At 55.1% G+C, this 19,266-nt stretch carries 14 protein-coding genes; 11 read left to right on the forward strand and 3 right to left on the reverse strand.

The genetic code is table 11. The features are described from left to right. Positions 1-194: 194 nt before the first annotated feature. Positions 195-3,656: a PAS domain-containing hybrid sensor histidine kinase/response regulator gene (locus EA58_RS08210; RefSeq protein ID WP_036751342.1), complete on the reverse strand. Its 3,462-nt coding sequence runs from the start codon at positions 3,654-3,656 to the stop codon at positions 195-197. A 118-nt stretch (positions 3,657-3,774) separates the two neighbouring features. Then, entirely contained in the window at positions 3,775-4,947 is a 1,173-nt protein-coding gene (locus tag EA58_RS08215) for a 3-phenylpropionate MFS transporter (RefSeq protein WP_036751283.1), read from the reverse strand. Between the two features lie 271 nt (positions 4,948-5,218). On the opposite strand from EA58_RS08215, the gene EA58_RS08220 reads away from it, so the two are divergent. The 11 genes from EA58_RS08220 to fis all read left to right on the forward strand — a co-directional run bounded on the left by EA58_RS08220 (position 5,219) and on the right by fis (position 17,047). Further along, a complete protein-coding gene (locus EA58_RS08220) occupies positions 5,219-7,039 on the forward strand; it encodes a DUF294 nucleotidyltransferase-like domain-containing protein (protein ID WP_036751285.1) in 1,821 nt (606 codons plus the stop codon). A 23-nt stretch (positions 7,040-7,062) separates the two neighbouring features. Next, the gene (locus EA58_RS08225) at positions 7,063-7,749 is read left to right on the forward strand and encodes a 3'-5' exonuclease (RefSeq protein ID WP_051641958.1); all 687 of its coding nucleotides are present in this window, start codon (positions 7,063-7,065) and stop codon (positions 7,747-7,749) included. Positions 7,750-7,863: 114 nt separating this feature from the next. Then, entirely contained in the window at positions 7,864-9,813 is a 1,950-nt protein-coding gene (acs, locus tag EA58_RS08230) for an acetate--CoA ligase (protein ID WP_036751288.1), read from the forward strand. 506 nt (positions 9,814-10,319) lie between these two features. Continuing rightward, the gene (gene aroQ / locus EA58_RS08235) at positions 10,320-10,772 is read left to right on the forward strand and encodes a type II 3-dehydroquinate dehydratase (protein WP_036751290.1); all 453 of its coding nucleotides are present in this window, start codon (positions 10,320-10,322) and stop codon (positions 10,770-10,772) included. 23 nt (positions 10,773-10,795) lie between these two features. Next, positions 10,796-11,254: an acetyl-CoA carboxylase biotin carboxyl carrier protein gene (gene accB, locus EA58_RS08240; protein ID WP_036751346.1), complete on the forward strand. Its 459-nt coding sequence runs from the start codon at positions 10,796-10,798 to the stop codon at positions 11,252-11,254. A gap of 11 nt (positions 11,255-11,265) precedes the next feature. Then, complete coding sequence (accC, locus tag EA58_RS08245) at positions 11,266-12,609, forward strand: acetyl-CoA carboxylase biotin carboxylase subunit (protein ID WP_036751292.1); 1,344 nt, start codon at positions 11,266-11,268, stop codon at positions 12,607-12,609. A 209-nt stretch (positions 12,610-12,818) separates the two neighbouring features. After that, positions 12,819-13,112 (forward strand): YhdT family protein, encoded by a 294-nt coding sequence (locus tag EA58_RS08250; RefSeq protein ID WP_036751294.1) that lies wholly within the window; start codon positions 12,819-12,821, stop codon positions 13,110-13,112. Beyond that, positions 13,105-14,565 carry a sodium/pantothenate symporter gene (gene panF, locus EA58_RS08255; RefSeq protein WP_036751296.1) on the forward strand — a complete coding sequence of 487 codons (1,461 nt, stop codon included), beginning with the start codon at positions 13,105-13,107 and terminating at the stop codon, positions 14,563-14,565. Before EA58_RS08250 ends, panF begins: the two co-directional genes overlap by 8 nt. Before the next feature lie 158 nt (positions 14,566-14,723). Beyond that, positions 14,724-15,608: a 50S ribosomal protein L11 methyltransferase gene (gene prmA / locus EA58_RS08260; RefSeq protein WP_036751298.1), complete on the forward strand. Its 885-nt coding sequence runs from the start codon at positions 14,724-14,726 to the stop codon at positions 15,606-15,608. A gap of 154 nt (positions 15,609-15,762) precedes the next feature. Next, positions 15,763-16,728, forward strand: a complete 966-nt coding sequence (gene dusB, locus EA58_RS08265; protein WP_036751347.1) for a tRNA dihydrouridine synthase DusB — start codon at positions 15,763-15,765, stop codon at positions 16,726-16,728. A gap of 22 nt (positions 16,729-16,750) precedes the next feature. After that, the gene (gene fis, locus EA58_RS08270) at positions 16,751-17,047 is read left to right on the forward strand and encodes a DNA-binding transcriptional regulator Fis (protein ID WP_027254108.1); all 297 of its coding nucleotides are present in this window, start codon (positions 16,751-16,753) and stop codon (positions 17,045-17,047) included. 263 nt (positions 17,048-17,310) lie between these two features. On the opposite strand, the gene EA58_RS08275 is transcribed toward fis, so the two are convergent. Further along, positions 17,311-19,200 (reverse strand): methyl-accepting chemotaxis protein, encoded by a 1,890-nt coding sequence (locus EA58_RS08275; RefSeq protein WP_036751301.1) that lies wholly within the window; start codon positions 19,198-19,200, stop codon positions 17,311-17,313. Positions 19,201-19,266: the final 66 nt, after the last annotated feature.

A 19,266-nucleotide genomic window follows, 5' to 3' on the forward strand; every position in this document is an offset into this window, starting at 1 on the left:
AGAAAAACGACGCGGAAGATGAGGGGGCAAAATGATTCTGGCAGATGACTTTCATCTCGTGCCCAGTGGATTCCCGCCTGCGCGGGAATGACGATAATCAACTGATTTTTAACAAAAAATACGAGATGCCATCGAAATATTGATGGAAAGTTCGGCAAAAACGGAGATCCTATTGTGAAACCAAACAAAACGTTTTAACTGATCCTGGCCTGCGCATACTGATTCAGCAGCGAGCGCAGTTTGAGCGGTTTCACCGGCTTGCTGATAAACGCAAACCCCTTGCTGCGAATCGTCTGCTGCGTTTCCGGCATCCGGTCGGCGCTGATCACCACCCCATTGAAGACCCGTCCCAGCCTCGCTTCACACTGTTCCAGCACCGCCAGCCCGGTTTCCTGATTCGTCAGATGATAATCACTGAGGATCACATCCGGCACCCAGCCTTGCTCACACTGCGCCAGCGCGGCAGACACCGACTCAGCCAGACGAACCTCACAGCCCCAGCGGCTGAGCAGGTTCTCCATGCCGGTCAGGATATCCCTTTCATTATCGACACAGAGCACCCGGGTGCCGGACAGTGGCAGCGGCTGAACCTGGGCCACCGCCTCCGGTGTTTTCGGAATCTGAACCGCCAGCCCGCGACGGACCGACAAGGAGAACACCGTTCCCTCGCCCAGCCAGGATCGCAGCGACAGCGGATGATCCAGCACCCGGCTGATCCCGCGGGCAATCGCTAAGCCGAGACCGAGACCGTGCTCGCCCCGTCCCCGGTCAATGCGGGTGAACTCATCAAAAATATTGGCCTGCTTCTCGGCCGGGATCCCCGGACCGTTATCCCACACTTCAATGCGAAGCTGACTGCCGTCCCGACGAACACCCAGCAGTACCTGACCACCCGGATTGTAACGGAAGGCATTGGTCAGAAAATTCTGCAATGCCCGCCGTAGCAGTTTGGGATCGGAATGCACCAGCGCCTGGCTGTCGACCACAGCAAAGTCAATCCCTTGCTGTTTCGCCAGTGCGCTGAACTCGGCTTTCAGGTTATCCAGCACATCGCTGAGCGGGAAAACATGCACATTCACCTGCAACTTGCCCGCTTCCAGCCGAGATACATCCAGCAAGTCTCCAATCAGATCTTCCGCAGCGCCCAGCGCACTTTCAATGTGATGGGCCAGCCGGGTACTTTCTTCATCTTTCGCCACCTCACTCAGTGACGACGAAAACAGACGTGCCGCATTGAGCGGCTGCATCAGATCGTGGCTGACCGCCGCCAGAAATTTACTCTTCGACTGCGCCTGTTGCTCAGCCTGCTGGGTCGCAGACACCAGACGACGGTTGAGCTGTTCAAGCTCCTGCGTGCGCTGCCGGACCCGGGCTTCGAGGTTCTCATTGGCTTCCTTGAGCGCTTCCTCGGCCTGACGGAAAGCAGTAATGTCGGTGAAGCTCATCACAAAGCCACCGCCGGGCATGGGGTTACCCTGCACTTCAATCACCCTGCCATCCGGCCGAATCCGGGATGAGGTATGCGCTGTCCCCCGCTTCAGATGCTGGACCCGTTTTTCAACATGCTTTTCCGGATCGCCCGGGCCACACAGTCCCTGCCGGGCATTATGACGAATCACATCGGCAATCGGCCGTCCGACCTGAATCAGTCCCGGTGGAAAGGAAAACAACTCCAGATAACGCTGATTCCAGGCCACCAGCCGAAGCTGCTTATCTACCACGGCAATGCCCTGACTGATGTGCTCAATCGCGCCCTGCAACAGCCCGCGACTGAAATCGAACAGCTCAGAAGCCTCATCCACAATGGTTGCCACTTCTTCAAGCTGCATATTGCGGCCCTGTAGCGCTGAGGTCAGCACCAGCCGGGCAGAAGATGCGCCGAAAACCCCCGCCAGCACCCGTTCGGTATGACGGATCAGTGCCGCCGGTGCCTGTTGCTGCGGCAGGAATTCATCCTGATGCTGATGCGCAAACTGAGAAAAGGCATGACGCACCCGCTTACGGCCAACAAAGCGGGCCGCCAGCATTTCCAGCTCAGACACCGTCACCCGAGCCTGATACAGCCGGGCATCGTCCGCCTCCGGCATCGGCGCTCCGACAAAAGTCGCGGCCTGTAAACGTTCGGTCAGTGACGAGCGGGTCACGAGCGAAATCACCACATACAACACAACGTTTGTGGTCATACTCAGCAGCATGCCCCAGTCAACAATCGTGAGCGCATTAAGCACAGGCAGTGACGGCGGGGTCAGCAGCCAGAGCAAGAAGTTGGTTTCCGCCGTGCCGGCCAGCATCCCAGTCTGACTCATCAGGGTGATCACCCAGATCGCACTGCCGCCCAGCATCCCGGCATAGACCCCGTTGCGGTTCCCTTCGCGCCAGTAAATTCCTCCCAACAGTGCCGGAGCAAACTGGGCAATCGCCGCAAATGACAACAGCCCGATCGCCGACAACGATTCGATCTCATCCAGCACTTCATGAAAGCCCCAGGCTGCCAGCAGCAGCAACAGGATCAGTCCCCTGCGGATATTGAGCAGTAAACCGGAGAAAGCCGCATGATTGCGCCCGGATACCCGCAGCCGGCGCAGCAGCAGCGGCAGCACCAAATCATTTGAAGCCATGATCGCCAGTGCAATGGTCGAGACAATCACCATACCGCTGGCGGCTGACGTGCCACCAAGAAACGCCAGCAGCGCAATGGTATCTGCCCCCTGCAACAACGGCAGATTAATCACATAAGTGTCTGCCGATACGCCCGGCAGCAGCACCTTCCCGGCAAGCGCCAGCGGGATCACAAAGAGTCCCATCAGCAGCAGGTAAATCGGGAAAACCCGGCGAGCCAGATGCAGATCAGGCGCATGGGTGTTTTCAACGACCGTGGTATGGAACTGCCGGGGCAGACAGATAATGGCCGTCATGGTGAGCAGGGTATGAATAATAAAGCTGCCCAGATTTAAATCCATCGACGGCAGAAGCGACGCATCCAGCCGGGTCAGTTCCAGTGCCGGGATTTCCCACCACAGCAACATCACAAACAGGCCCACCACCAGAAAAGCTGCCAGCTTGACCAGCGACTCAAAGGCCACAGCCATCATCATGCCGCGGTGGTGTTCCGTGGTATCCAGATGACGGGTTCCGAACAGAACGGTAAAGGCGGTCAGCGCCAGCGTCACCAGCCAGGCAATGTCGCCGTCATTCAGACGACCACTCTGGGTCAGCTCCGGGGCAACCTGCGCCAGCCCCATAGTGATTCCCCGCAGTTGCAGGGCGATATAAGGCAGGATGCCGACGACGGCGATCAGGGTCACCAGCACCGCCAGCCCCTGCGACTTGCCGTAGCGGGCAGCAATAAAATCGGCAATGGAAGTGATGTGTTCGCGCTTGGCGATCAGGATCAGCCGGGCGAAAATCCGCCAGCCAAAGGTAAACACCAGGATCGGTGCCAGATAAATCGGCAGAAAAGACCACAGGTCGCGACTGGCTTGCCCGACCGTACCGTAGAATGTCCAGGAGGTGCAATAGACCGCGATCGACAGGCTATAGATCCAGGGCCGCCAGCGAGACATCCACCCTGTGTGTTTATCGCCGTACCAGGCAATCAGAAACAATAGTCCCAGATAAGCCAGCGATACCGGCACCACGATCCATCCCTGCTCCATCAGATCTCCCTGTCTGTCGTCCTTGATACCGGCCCGCATCCGGGGGCCGGTATTACCTCACGCTAAGGTGAGCTGTTTACTGACCGTTCCCATGACGTCAGCGTTCCGGTGGCTGAGTTTACACTGCTTCTCTGGCAGGGACTGCGTCTTCCGCCGGGGTTTCATCAATCTTCATCAGCAGTACCGGCAGCCCCATCAACGCCATCAGCCAGAAGACATCGGCGCCCCACCAGCCATAGCCCCAGCCACTGAGGGTGGTCAGTGCCGCCATCACCGCGCCCAGCGGCAAGGCATTGTACAGCGCCTGCAGGGCAACCATCTGATGACTCTCTGCATGCTGAATATAGCGGATGGCAGCCAGATGCGCGGCAGCAAACGTCACTCCGTGCAGCGCCTGCGTCAGCACCAGCATCGGCAGATCTGTCATGGTCGCCGTCAGCCCCCAGCGCAACAACACGCCTGCAGCGGCCAGCCGGAACATGGCCGCCACGCTCCAGCCCGCGAACAGTCGCTTACTCATGGCAAATACAGCGATTTCAGCCATCACACTGAAGCTCCACAGGTAACCGCTGATCGCTTCACTGTAACCAATCGACTTCCAGTACATCGCACTAAAGCTGTAATACGCCGCATGGCTGCCCTGTAGCAATGCCACAATCAACAGAAAACGGAGCACCCGGCGATCGCGCAGAAAGCCCATCAAGGGTGGTCTCGCCATGCGCTGGGTCTCCGCTTCAGCAGGCAGCACCGTCGGCTGACGCAGCGACAGCAGTAATGCCGCCCCCAATCCCAGCATCGCCACCCAGGGGATCACCTGAGACCCGAGTTCTGCAGCAGCCAAACCAGCAATGGTTGAGCCGACGATAAAGGCAATCGACCCCCACAACCGGGTTCGACCATAGTCTAAATGCCCCTGTTTGGCATAGTAATTGGCCAGACTGTCAGACAGCGGAATGACCGGACCGACCAGCAAGTTAAACAAGACGATCACTGCAGTCAGGGCAATGAGATTGCCGCTGACCATCACAAAGGCCGCGCAGCAGATCAGACTGAACAAAGCCAGCCATCGCAGGGCAGGCAGCAGGTGCTCAACGCGGTGTACCCTGGGGGTCAAAACCATATTGGCAAAACAGCGCACCCCCAGTCCCAACCCCAGCAGCAGGCCGATGTCTCCGGCCGGGATTCCCAACGCGTCGAGCCAGACCGCCCAAAACGGTAAGTACACGCCATAGTTAAAGTAAAAACCGAACATATACTGTGCGGTCCAGCCAAACGGGCTACTTCTCAACATTCCCGACATTCCTGCTGCATTAAAAAAGAACAGACAGTATGCCTGTTGTGCAAACCACAGAAAAGCCTGTTTCAGAGGAATGTCGCCCCTTGCTGAACGTGCCGCAGACAAGGCGCTAGACTAAAGTCGGCTGGAGCAAACCCGGCGACTGGGCGACACTGCACCACAGAACTGCATCAAAGAAACTGACCTTGTCCGGCTAACATGACAAGGCCAGTGCCGGCCATAAACGGGTCGACAATCCATGGCAGTCCAACGGAGCGAGAAAGCCATGCCGCAACCTTTCAATACGTCGCTGATCCCTTTTGACCGGCTGGATGTCAGCCAGCAATCCCGGCTGGTCAACGCGCTGGATGTTGCCTATTTTCGTGCGGGCGAAGTCATTATTCAGGTCGGCGCATCCTGTCAGTCGCTGTATATCATTCTGAAAGGGAGCGTTGAAGAAACGTCCGCCGATCAGCAGGAGCACTACGCGCACTACACCACAGACGATCTGTTTGATGTTCGGGCCCAGCTCAGCGGCCACAGTCGTCACCAGTACCGTGCGGTTGAAGACACCCTGTGCTATCTGCTCCCGCAACCCATTTTTGCCGAGTTTTATCAACAGAACCCGGATTTCGCCGCATATTTCGATACCAATCTGGCGACCCGCCAGCAATTACTGGAGCAGGCCCATCGCCAGCCGAATCTGGCCGAATTCATTCTGACCCGCATCCGCCCGGACAATATTCAGCCTTGCCTGAAACTGAGTGCGGAGACCGACCTGCACACGGCCACTGCCCGGATGCAACAGCAAAACTGCGATGCCGCTGTTATCGCTCTGCCAGACAACGCACCGCACCGGTTTGGCATCATCACCCGAACCGATCTCCTGCATGCTGTGATGCTGGACGGCAAAGCCAGCAGTACACCGGTCAGCCAGATAGCAACCACGCCAGTGATCCGCATTGAACTGGGGGATTACCTGTTCAATGCCATGATTGCCATGACCCGGCACCGGGTGAAACGGGTCCTGATCACTCAGGATGAAGACATCGCCGGGATGCTGGACATGACCCAGGTTCTGAGCCTGTTTTCCACCCATTCCCATGTGCTGGCGCTGCGCATTGCCCGGGCCACCAGCATTGAAGAACTGGCCCTGGCTTCGGAAAGTCAGCCGGCTCTGGTGCAAACCCTGTTTAACAACGGCATCCACACTCGTTTTATCATGGCGCTGATTGCCAGTATTAACGAACAGATCATTGAGAAAGCTTTCCAGCTGGTGGTTCCGGCAGAACGGCAGGAACAATGCTGTCTGCTGGTGCTGGGCTCGGAAGGACGCGGTGAACAGATTCTGAAAACGGATCAGGACAATGCCCTGATCCTCGCTGACGGGGTCGACTGGCCCGACTGCCACACGGTGATGTCGACCCTGAGTGACACCCTGTGCAAACTGGGCTATCCGACCTGTCCCGGCAAGGTCATGGTCAGCCACCCGGACTGGGTCCACAGCGTCTCCGGCTGGCAGCATCGCATCCGGCAATGCTGTGAACAGGGCGATGAAAACGCCATGATGACGCTGGCAATTCTGGCTGATGCACAGGCTGTGGCGGGCAACCGGAACCTGCTGGAACCGGTGACACAGACCCTGCACCAGCGCCTTGCCAGTCAGGAATTACTGCTGTCGACCTTTGCACGCCCGGCGATGAAATTCAGTGTGCCCCTGACCCTGTTCGGCCAGATCAAACGCAGTAAACACGGGCCGGATATCAAGCGAGGCGGTATCTTTCCGATTGTTCATGGCATCCGGACACTTGCGCTGGAATATGACGTGGCCGAAACCAATACCTTCAACCGCCTGACGGCTCTTGAACAACGCAAGGTTCTGGAACCGACAACGGCTTCAAATCTGAGTGAAGCCCTCAAGCTGTTTATCCGACTCCGGCTCCGGCAGCAGCTCAGTCTGAACGATGAAAGCCAATCGGCCGGTCAGCAGCACCAGCTGGATCTGGCTGTGCTGAGCCGGGCAGAACGGGATGTCTTACGCCACAGTCTGCATGTGGTTAAGAAATTTAAGGAATGGCTCAGCTATCATTACCAGCTCAGGGACTGATAGCCGGACACGGTGAAAAGCACATGAATATACTGCGTCGCTGGTGGTATCAGTACAAATTCCGCCAGCATCCAATCAAAGCCTTGTTTGAGCGTTACCGTGGTGAAGAACTGGTGTCGCTCGACTGTGAAACCACCAGCCTGGATCCGGCCAGCGCAGAGCTGGTCACGATTGCTGCAACCCGCATCCGGGCCAACCGGATCCTGACCAGCACCTCACTGCATCTGACCCTGAGTCCGCCCGACAGCCTGAATGCCGATTCCGTCACAATTCACAGGCTGCGCCATCAGGATCTGAAACACGGGCTGGATGCCCGCGAAGCGCTGACGCAACTGCTCGCCTTTATCGGGAACCGCCCCTTAGTGGGTTACCATATCCGCTATGACAAGGCGATCCTTGATCGCTACTTCAGGCGACTGTTTGGTTTCGCCCTGCCCAACCGGCTTGTAGAAGTCAGTCACCTGTACCATGAACAACTGGAACGCCAGTTACCCAATACCAGCTATGATTTAAGTCTGGAAGCCATCAGCCGTCATTTGGATCTGCCACAGAGCGAGCGGCACGATGCCCTGCAGGACAGTATCACCGCTGCACTGATTTATGTCCGGCTGAAACACGGGGATCTGCCCTGCCTGACATCGCCGCCGTTTTTTCGAACCAGTCCGCTCAGCACGATGCAACCCGATGTAAGCCCGAAGAAAAAGTCATGACAGCGCACACTCATCCTAAAGTCTAATTGAGGAAGTACGCAATCTGGAACAAGTTAAGAAAAAGCGATTGATCCGGTCCGCTCAGGACGATGACGGAAACACAAGGAGAATAGAATGAGTGAGGTTCACATTTACCCTGTCAATCAGCAGATTGCTGAGCGGGCTCATATCACGGAAGAGCAATACCGCGAGATGTATCAGCAGTCTGTCAGCAACCCGGAAGCTTTCTGGGGCGAGCAAGGCAAAATCATTGACTGGATCACCCCTTACACCAAAGTGAAACAAACCTCTTTCGATACCGGCCATGTCAGTATTAACTGGTTTGAAGATGGCACCCTGAACGTTTCCGCCAACTGCCTTGACCGTCACCTGGCAACCCGGGGCAATCAACCAGCCATCATCTGGGAAGGCGATGACCCAAGTGACGATGCCACCCTGACCTACAACGAACTTCATCAGCAAGTCTGCCAGTTTGCCAACGCGCTGAAAGATCAGGGCGTCCAGAAGGGCGATGTCGTGTGCCTGTATATGCCGATGGTCGCTGAAGCCGCAGTTGCCATGCTGGCCTGTACCCGGATCGGTGCCGTTCATACGATTGTCTTTGGAGGATTCTCTCCGGAAGCACTGGCTGGCCGAATCATCGATTCCAAAGCAAAAGTCGTGGTCACCGCCGATGAGGGTGTCCGTGGTGGTCGAATTGTGCCACTGAAAAAGAATGTGGATGATGCCCTGAAAAACCCGGAAGTCGACAGCGTTGAAAAAGTGGTGGTCTTCAAACGGACCGGCAATTCAGTTGCATGGGACAGCAACCGAGATGTCTGGTGGCATGAAGCAACTGCAACCGTTCCGGCGCAGTGCGATCCTGAGCCAATGAACGCGGAAGACCCGCTGTTTATCCTTTATACCTCTGGCTCAACCGGCAAACCGAAAGGCGTTCTGCATACTACCGGCGGTTATCTGGTGTATGCCACCATGACCTTTAAGTACGTCTTCGACTATCAGGAAGGCGAAGTGTACTGGTGTACCGCCGATGTGGGCTGGATCACCGGTCACAGCTATCTGGTTTACGGCCCGCTGGCAAACGGCGCGACGACCCTGCTGTTCGAAGGGGTGCCTAATTACCCGTCGACAGCGCGCATGAGCGAAGTGGTCGACAAACATCAGGTCAATATTCTCTATACCGCGCCAACGGCAATCCGTGCGCTCATGGCCAAAGGCAACGAGGCCATTGAAGGTACACAACGCACCTCACTTCGCATCATGGGTTCTGTTGGTGAGCCGATTAACCCGGAAGCCTGGGAATGGTATTACCGGACCATCGGTGACAGCCGCTGCCCGATTGTGGACACCTGGTGGCAAACCGAAACCGGCGGCATTCTGATCACGCCACTCCCGGGGGCGACAGAACTGAAACCGGGTTCGGCGACTCGCCCGTTCTTTGGCGTTCAGCCTGCGCTGGTCGACAACATGGGGAATATCCTTGACGGTGCGACCGAAGGTAATTTGGTGATCCTGGACAGCTGGCCGGGCCAGATGCGCACCTTGTGGGGCGATCACGACCGATTCGAGCAGACTTACTTCTCAACCTTTAAAGGCATGTACTTTACCGGTGACGGCGCTCGCCGCGATGAAGACGGCTATTACTGGATCACTGGCCGTGTAGATGATGTCCTGAACATTTCCGGTCACCGGATGGGGACCGCAGAAATTGAATCGGCACTGGTCGCTTTCGATAAGATCGCTGAAGCGGCGATTGTCGGCGTCCCGCACGACATCAAAGGTCAGGCCATCTACGCTTATATCACGCTGAATGATGGCGTGGTGCCAACCGCCGAGCTTCATAAAGAAGTGAAAGACTGGGTGCGGAAAGAAATCGGCCCGATTGCAACACCAGACTTCCTGCACTGGACCGACGCCCTGCCGAAAACCCGTTCCGGTAAGATCATGCGCCGAATTCTGCGCAAAATCGCGACCGGAGATACAGGTTCGCTGGGAGACACCTCCACCCTGGCCGATCCAAGCGTCGTTGATAAACTGATTGCTGAAAAAGAAAAGGTCGTCTGACCGGCGGAATTCAAATCAAGTGCTTATTCCTAGCCGCCGTCAGGCGGCTTTTTTGTCCCGATTTCGGGTTTGAAAATGCCAATCAGCCCTCATCCCGCATTCCGTCCGGGAACTCTCCGCAACCTCCCGGTGTCTGACACAATTACAGAGTAACTTTTGAGAACCTGCAGCATCCTGCCGTGATTTTCAGCAAAACCGATTAAGATTCAACACGATTGGCCGCTTATGTTCTAAGTGGACGCAATCAGGTAGCTATCTTACTGAAGCAGCGATGAAAATGCAGGCAACACGCCGAAAAACGTGCCTTCTGCGTACAGATGTAAGGTCAAAAAAGCGGTGATTAGACCAGTATTTTGCTGCGAATTGCGCTGAATTCTCTATAATTGAGCGACAAACAGGTTTAAAGCCGTGATGGTTTGCATGAAAGGAAGCAAAGTCACAGTTTTTTTGTGCTTTGACACTTGATTCGGCAAGAACAGGTCAAGAACGAGTATAGATAACTGAATATGTCGACTAATTACCGTATTTTACTACTGAACGGACCCAATCTGAATTTGCTGGGCCTGAGAGAGCCTGGCCACTACGGCCAGCAGACGCTGGATCAGATTGTTGCAAACCTGAGTGCCAAAGCCGCGAATCTGGGCGTGACACTAGACCACCTGCAGTCCAATGCAGAACATGAACTGATTGAGGCCATCCACCAGGCACACGGCAAGGTGGATTTTATCCTCATCAATCCGGCAGCTTACACCCATACCAGCGTCGCCATCCGTGATGCACTGCTGGGTGTGGCGATCCCGTTTATTGAAATACATTTGTCTAATGTGCATGCCCGCGAGCCTTTCCGCCATCACTCTTATCTGTCTGACAAGGCAATCGGAGTGATCTGCGGCCTGGGTCCTGATGGTTATGAATTCGCCCTGGAGGCAGCTGTGCGCCGCCTTCAGAACGCTCAATGAACAAACATAAAGAGAACAGATACATGGATATTCGCAAGATCAAGAAACTTATCGAACTGGTAGAAGAATCAGGCATCTCTGAACTGGAAATCTCTGAAGGTGAAGAGTCCGTACGCATCAGTCGTACCTCGACTGTCGCGCCTGCTGCACAAGTTTACGCTGCTGCGCCGGCGCCTGTTGCTGCGCCAGCACCTGCTGCACCCGTTGAAGCCGCTGCACCAGCAGCACCTGCCGCTGCTGAGCCTGCGGGCCACAAAGTTCTGTCACCAATGGTGGGTACTTTCTACCGTGCACCAAGCCCGGAAGCGAAGCCATTTGTTGAAGTGGGTCAGAGCGTGAACGTCGGCGATACGCTGTGCATCGTTGAAGCAATGAAGATGATGAACCAAATCGAAGCCGACAAAGCCGGTACTGTCGTTGCAATCCTGGCTGAAAATGGTGATCCGATTGAGTTCGATCAACCGCTGGTTATCATCGAGTAACTGGGGCGCTTATGTTAGATAAAGTAGTCATCGCAAACCGCGGCGAAATCGCCCTGCGAATTCTGCGTGCCTGTAAAGAGCTGGGGATCAAAACGGTGGCTGTGCACTCCACTGCCGACCGCGATCTGAAACACGTGCTGCTGGCAGATGAATCCATCTGTATCGGCCCTGCACGGGGTACAGACAGCTACCTGAATATTCCTCGCATTATCAGTGCGGCGGAAGTCACCGGTGCTGTTGCTATCCACCCGGGTTACGGCTTCCTGTCTGAGAATGCTGACTTTGCCGAGCAAGTTGAGCGTTCAGGCTTCATCTTCGTGGGTCCGAAAGCTGAAACCATTCGCCTGATGGGTGACAAGGTTTCTGCGATCAACGCCATGAAGAAAGCCGGTGTCCCTTGTGTTCCGGGCTCTGACGGCCCGCTGGGCAACGATGAAGCGAAGAACAAATCGATCGCGAAGCGTATCGGTTATCCGGTGATCATCAAAGCGTCCGGCGGCGGCGGCGGTCGTGGTATGCGCGTGGTTCGCAAAGAAGCGGATCTGGTGCAGTCCATTGCCATGACCCGTGCGGAAGCCAAAGCTGCGTTCAGCAACGACATGGTGTACATGGAGAAATTCCTGGAAAACCCACGCCATATCGAAGTGCAGGTTCTGGCTGATGGCCAGGGCGGTGCAATCCACCTGGGCGAACGTGACTGTTCAATGCAGCGTCGTCACCAGAAAGTGGTTGAAGAAGCACCGGCACCAGGCATCACCGAAGAAATGCGTAAGTACATCGGTGAGCGTTGTACCCGTGCATGTATCGAAATCGGCTACCGCGGTGCAGGTACATTCGAATTCCTGTACGAAAACGGCGAGTTCTATTTCATTGAAATGAACACCCGGATTCAGGTTGAGCACCCTGTGACTGAAATGGTAACCGGCGTTGACCTGATCAAAGAGCAGCTGCGTATTGCTGCCGGTCAGCCGCTGTCATTCAGCCAGAGCGACATTCACCTGCGTGGTCACGCAATTGAGTGCCGTATCAATGCCGAAGATCCAGTGCGTTTCCTGCCTTCTCCGGGCAAGATCGAGCGTTTCCACCCACCAGGTGGTATGGGTATCCGTTGGGAATCCCACATCTACGCTGGCTACACAGTACCGCCGCACTACGATTCCATGATCGGCAAACTGATTGCTTACGGTGAGAACCGTGATGTGGCCATTTCGCGTATGCGCAATGCCCTGAACGAGATGATCATTGACGGCATCAAAACCAACGTTCCGCTGCAAAAAGACATCATGGCAGACGAGAACTTCCAGCATGGTGGCGCGAACATTCACTATCTGGAGAAAAAACTGGGCCTGCAATAAGCACCTCAGTTTTCCACAGAATCAGGCTGCCTTCGGGCAGCCTTTTGTTTTTCCTAAACTTCATGCACAACGCCTCTGGCACCACCCGACATCATTTGACACAATAACGTCCTTTCTTGATCGTTAAACCCTTTTTCACAGACTTCTAAGCCGTTTTCGACGCCATTTCCCGATATTTAAGTTCGAAAACGGACGACAGGAACTTCAGTATGAAGACACTTTCTACCCGATACCGGCAGGCGCACAGAGAAGCCAGATGGGCGCTGGGGCTGGCTGTGGCCTACTTCCTGTGGTGGTATGGTGCCGCCTATTTCTTTGCACCGGATCCGGCACAAACCGGCCTGCCAGAACTTTACTGGGGCTTTCCGCTCTGGTTCCTGCTTGCCTGCCTCGTTGGCCCGGTCCTCTTTACGGTGCTGTGCGCACTGATGGTGAAATACATTTATCAGGATATGCCGCTCACCGTTGATGCTGATGATGAAGAGGCATATACCAATGAATAGTCAACTGCTGATCCCGCTCATTCTGTATTTGATGGCTGTGTTTGCACTGGCTTACTTCACCCGACGCCGGACACAACAAGATAGCGGCTTTCTGAGTGAATACCTGCTGGGAAGCCGCAGCATGGGCGGTTTTGTACTGGCGATGACGCTGGCCGCAACCTATGCCAGTGCCAGTTCCTTTATCGGTGGTCCCGGCGCAGCCTACAAGATGGGTCTGGGCTGGGTCTTGCTGGCGATGATCCAGTTGCCCGCTGCCTGGCTGACTCTGGGCGTACTGGGGAAAAAATTTGCCATCGAAGCCCGCAGACACAACGCCCTGACTCTGAATGACATGCTCTACGCTCGCTACCAGAATCGTGGTGTGGTGATTTTTGCTTCTCTGGCATTGCTGCTGGCATTTTTCGGCACCATGGTCGTTCAGTTTGTCGGCGGTGCCCGGCTGTTGCAAACCGTCACCGGCCTGTCTTATTCACAGGGACTGATGATCTTTGCCGCCACCGTGGGGCTGTACACCACCATTGGCGGATTCCGGGCCGTGGTCATGACAGACACGCTTCAGGGCATCATGATGATCATCGGAACGCTGGCTTTATTGGCCGGAATGATTCATGCCGGTGGCAGTGTGGGAGAGCTGGTGACAACGCTGCACCAGATTGATCCGGCATTGATTTCCCCATATGGACCAGACAACTTTCTGTCGCAACCCTTGATGTTCAGCTTCTGGGTGCTGGTCTGCTTCGGCGTGATTGGCCTGCCTCATGCCGCCGTGCGCTGTATGTCTTACAAAGACAGTAAGTCCCTGCACCACGGCATGGTGATCAGTACCATCATGGTCGCTTTTCTGATGCTCGGCATGCACCTTGCCGGCGCACTGGGCCGGGCCATTGTGCCAGACATCGCCACACCGGATCAGATCATGCCAACACTGATGATGACGGTGCTGCCACCTGTGGTGGCCGGTATTTTTCTGGCCGGGCCGATGGCGGCCATCATGTCAACCATCGACTCCCAGCTGATTCAGGCATCCGCCACACTGCTCAAAGATCTGTATCTCAACTACATCAACCCGAAAGCAGGACAAGAATCGGAGATCACCGCAAAACTGCCGAAATTGTCGCTCTGGGTGACCGGCATTTTTTCCGTACTGGTTTTTGTTGCCGCAACCAATCCGCCAGACATGATCATCTGGCTCAACCTGTTGGCTTTCGGTGGGATGCAGGCGGTCTTTTTGTGGCCGCTGGTACTGGGGCTTTACTGGGAAAAAGCCTCTGCCGCTGGTGCCTTTACCTCCATGCTGACCGGGCTGGGCTGCTACATTGCATTGTCTGTCTTCAAACCCGATCTTGGCGGGATGCATGCCATTGTCCCAACGTTGCTGGTCGGTCTGATCAGCTTTATCGCCGGCAGTTATGCCTGGCCAACACGGCAGCCAAACTTACAGCCTCAGGTTTGATTCACTATAAGAATATAAAACAGCGCCATTTGGTGCTGTTTTTTCTTATCGAGTCAGTATCCTCTGCCATGCGCATCAGGAAGCTGATGCGGACTGACTACTTTTCGTGCTACACTCCGCGGCCTTGAACCACAGTCCCTTTGAAAGCGAATGTACCCATGCCTTGGATTCAACTGAAACTGAATGCCACCGCCGCCAATGCCGAAGCCATTGGTGATCTGCTGATGGAAGAAACCGGTGCCCTCTCGGTCACTTTTCTCGACGCCCATGACACTCCGGTTTTTGAGCCACTGCCGGGCGAAACCCGTCTGTGGGGCGATACGGATGTCGTTGGTCTGTACGACGCAGAAAGCGATATGGACATGGTGCTCAGCCTGCTGAAACACAGCCCGCTGCTGGCCGACGATTTCGCCTGTAAAGTCGAACAACTGGAAGATAAAGACTGGGAACGTGAGTGGATGGATAACTTCCACCCTATGAAATTCGGAACCCGTCTGTGGATCTGTCCAAGCTGGCGTGAAGCCCCTGAACCAAACGCAGTGAATGTTTTGCTGGATCCGGGTCTGGCATTCGGCACCGGGACGCACCCGACCACCTCTCTGTGTCTGGAGTGGCTGGACAGTCAGGATCTGACCGGAAAAACCGTGATCGATTTCGGCTGCGGCTCCGGCATTCTGGCAATTGCCGCACTCAAACTGGGCGCAGCCAAAGTCATCGGCATCGACATCGATCCGCAAGCGATCCAGGCCTCCCGTGACAACGCCGAACGCAACGGTGTGGCTGAGCGTCTGGAACTTTATCTGCCACAAGACCAGCCGGAAAACCTGCAAGCTGATGTTGTGGTTGCCAACATTCTGGCCGGTCCGCTGCGCGAACTATCGCCGGTGATCAAAAGTCTGGTTAAAGATGGCGGCCTGCTGGCCATTTCCGGTGTGCTGGAAAGCCAGGCAGAAGATGTAGCCAGCCACTACAGCGATGAACTGACGCTGGATCCGATTGCCGCCCGTGAAGAATGGTGCCGGATCTCAGGCCAAAAAGGCTAAACCGGATAAATTTGCTGTTGCGCATTTTGTGAGCAATTCCATGAATTCCATGACCTTTTACAAGTCAAATCCGGGATGCTCAAATATTGGCCTTTTCAGCACCACAAAAAATGCGTAAAATGCGCGCCCTTACTGGCATAGTCAGGAACAGATGTTGAAGATCGGTCCTTATCAATTAGACAACCCGTTAATTGTCGCCCCCATGGCGGGCGTGACCGATCGTCCGTTTCGGGAGCTGTGTCTGCGTCACGGCGCAGGTATGGCCGTCAGCGAAATGATGTCTGCGAACCCAGACGTTTGGAAAACCGCCAAGTCGCTCAACCGCATGGTACATGAAGGTGAGTCTGGTCTCCGTTCGGTACAGATTGCCGGGGCTGATCCCCAGCAGATGGCCGACGCCGCCCGCTTCAGCGTGGCGCACGGCGCTCAGATCATTGATATCAACATGGGTTGTCCGGCCAAGAAAGTGAACAAGCGCCTGGCAGGCTCTGCCCTGCTGCAGTACCCAGACCTTGTCGAGGATATCCTCAAGGCCGTGGTGAACGCCGTGGACGTCCCTGTGACGCTCAAAACACGGACCGGCTGGGATACAGAGAACCGAAACTGTGTCGCGATCGCACAGCTCGCTGAACACTGTGGCATTCAGGCCCTGGCGCTGCATGGCAGAACCAAAGCCTGTATGTACAAAGGGGAAGCGGAATACGATTACATCAAGGCAGTGAAACAGGCGGTGTCGATTCCTGTGATTGCGAATGGTGATATCGATTCGCCGGAAAAAGCACGCTTTGTCCTGGATTATACCGGGGCCGATGCCTTGATGATTGGTCGCCCTGCACAGGGCAGACCCTGGATTTTTCGCGAAATCCAACATTACTTAACAACCGGTAAACACTTGCCTGCGCCTTCCTTTGAAGAGGTCAGCAGCATTCTGATGGAGCATGTTCAGGCACTCCACGCCTTTTACGGGGAGTACCAGGGGCTACGCATTGCACGCAAACACGTGTCTTGGTATCTCAAAGAACAGGCTACTGCAGGTGATTTCCGCCGGACCTTCAACGCTATCGAGGATGCCCAACAGCAGCTCGATGCGCTGCAAGGCTACTTCGACAACGTTGCATAAATACCAGAAGAGCTTACAGAATATGTTCGAACAAAATCTGACTTCCGAAGCACTTACAGTGACTACTGTCACTTCTCAAGACCAAATCACTCAGAAGCCTCTGCGTGACTCCGTCAAAGCCTCGCTAAAGAACTATCTCGCCCAGCTGAATGGTCAGGACGTCGATGATCTGTACGAGCTTGTACTGGCAGAAGTTGAGCAACCCCTGCTGGACACCATCATGCAATACACCCGTGGTAACCAAACCCGCGCTGCAACCATGATGGGCATCAACCGCGGTACGCTGCGTAAGAAACTGAAAAAGTACGGCATGAACTAAGCGCAACACTTTTGCTTTTGTTCCGAGAAGGGGGTTCCTGTTCACACAGGAGCCCCCTTCTTATTTATGTCACGATTCAGGCAAAAACAATCCAGTCATTCAGCGCACGATGCATTCGCGTCATCAATTCAAAAAAATGACAAGATGGCCGCCAGAAGCAGATTGTAAAATCCACGCTGGCACTCGCCATCTCCGGAATTGCGGCCGACCTTGATAAAGACAGCCCATTCTGAGCTGTCTTCCCTTTGTTCCCACACAGTGCCTTAAAGTTTGAACTGCCCGACGGCTCCTTCAATACGGCCAGCCAGTTTTTTCAAGGCGCTGGACTGCTCTGTCGCCTGAACTGAATCTGCAGCCAGCGACTCCGCCACCTCACTGACCGTCATGGCATTCTGACGAATCGCTTCAGTGACCGTCGACTGCTCTTCTGCACCCGCGGCAATCTGCATGGCCTGGTGATTGATCTGTCCGACCGATTGATGCATCTCTGCCAGACGCTTGCTCACGATATCCGTTTCACGGGCACATGCCCCGGCTTTCTGTTGTGAAGATGCCATGGCAGTCACCGACTGTTTCGTCACCTGTTGCAGGGTCTGAATCATCGACTGAATTTCCGCCGTTGAGGCATGCGTGCGTTGCGACAACACCCGCACTTCATCTGCCACCACAGCAAACCCCCGCCCCTGTTCACCCGCCCGGGCTGCTTCAATCGCCGCATTCAGTGCCAGTAAATTCGTCTGCTCAGCAATGTCACTGATGGTCGAAATAATACCCCCGATCCGCTGACCCTGCTGTTCCAGGTCGCCAATCAGCACAGCCGACTGCTGCATGTCTTCTGCCAGCTCATTGACAGACTGCTGGTTGCCGCGCATATCCTGCTGGCATGCCTCACTCAGCACCACCAGATGACGGACTGTCTCTGCCGTCTGCTCAGCATTCGTCGCAATGTCCTGCGTTGCCATCGCCATCTGGCTCAGTGCCGTTGCAACCTGGGTAATATCATCCTGCTGGTTCTGAATTGAACGAGCACGGCTTTCTGAAGCATCGGAGACAGCACCTGCTTGATGGTTCAGCGCATGCGTAATCTCACGCAAACCACCCACCATCTGGTGCAGACGGCTGACAAACAGATTGAAATGCTGCGCCAGCTGGCCGATTTCATCCCGGCTGACACTCTCAACCCGAACGGTCAGATCCCCCTCACCTTGAGCAATATCTTCCAGTGCCAAGGAAACCGGCTTCAACTCTCGTAAAAGCCAGCCTAAGAAAACACTGGCTCCAACCGCGACCAGCACCAGAATCACCAGCCCCATCACAATGCCTTCCACCAGAATCTGATTGATCGGTGCGATTAAAGCCGCATCATCCATGATGAACACCAGTGACCAGTTGGTTCCTGCAACTGGCACCGCCATGAATTGACTGGCCCGGCCCCCGAGTGTCAGCGCCTGTAAGGTGTCCTGCTGTGTCGCATGGCGAATCACTGCTGGTGACAACTGCGGGTCAAGTTCACTGATTTGTCTGAGGTTCCACTGCGTATTCTGATGCGCCAGAATCAACCCATCATTCGTCACCAGCATCGCCTGACCATCGCCGGGGACGGCCATCGCATGAATATCATCGGAAAGCGCATCCAAAGCCAGATTTGCGCCCACAGCCCCCATCCATTGGTTCTCACGCATCACAGGTTCGGCAATCGCAACCACCAGTTTTTTTGCCGAAGCACTCACAAAGGGGGCCGTCGTGATCTGGCGCTGTTCTGCTTTTGCAGCCAAATACCAGCTCCGTTGACGGGGATCAAATCCCGCAGGGCTGATTAGCGTCGGGTCATGGCGGTACATGTTCCCCTCTGACGTACCAAAATAAGTCAGCAGAAATCCAGACGCTTGTTTGGCTTGCGTCAGAACCTGATGAATATTTTCAGCATCCGCATCCCCTAAGGTTTCTGCCAATGCCGTCATCCCGGATTGTTTCGCTTGAAACCATTGACCAATCCCGAATGCGTAGCCATCAAATGTATGCCGGGTTTCCCGGGTTAAATTTTGCCAGACCTGCCCCTGAAACGAGTAATAACCAGCAGTAATCAGCATACTGCCCGCAAGAAAGATAGCCAGAATGCTGGCCAGCACGACTTTGATTTTAATGGAATGCATGTTTTCGCTCACTGCCAAAGTTTATCTGAGATAAATCATCGCTGAGTTGAAATAATGCATAGCCAT

Source organism: Photobacterium galatheae (assembly GCF_000695255.1).
Classification (GTDB): domain Bacteria; phylum Pseudomonadota; class Gammaproteobacteria; order Enterobacterales; family Vibrionaceae; genus Photobacterium; species Photobacterium galatheae.